1 protein-coding gene is annotated in these 328 nt (G+C 50.0%); it reads right to left on the bottom strand.

Annotated features, from left to right (window positions below):
* Positions 1 to 99: SsrA-binding protein (locus ACSNOG_RS33085; protein ID WP_436756372.1), on the bottom strand; the 99-nt coding region annotated here is incomplete at its 3' end.
* Positions 100 to 328: the final 229 nt, after the last annotated feature.

The following is a 328-nucleotide window of genomic DNA, read 5'->3' as shown; positions in this document are numbered from 1 at the left end:
GGTCAGAACCATCCCCGCTTCGTACGTATCTTCTATGAAGTAATCATGGGAAGCTTTCTTGTTCTGGGCCAGAACCTTCCCGTCACTCTTCTTACCCATGGTCTCACTCCTTGTCATGAGCAGTAAATGGAAAAAGGACTCCCGGCAGACCGCCGAAAATATGCAATCTCACCAGAAGTCCATTGTATCAAACGTAGGCCTGCTTACGCAAGGCGGGGCAAGCGTTCCGCTCTGAATATCGAATGGCAAAATCGGCAGCCATGATTCCAAGGCCAAGTGCACCGGGGAGGGACTTCAAGATTAAAAGCATCCCATTCCCCTTCATTAC

It is taken from the genome of Streptomyces sp. URMC 124, assembly GCF_051386455.1.
Classification (GTDB): Bacteria; Actinomycetota; Actinomycetes; order Streptomycetales; family Streptomycetaceae; genus Streptomyces.
The sequence above is the reverse complement of the archived record's forward strand: the minus strand, read 5'-3'. Positions and strand labels throughout refer to the sequence as shown.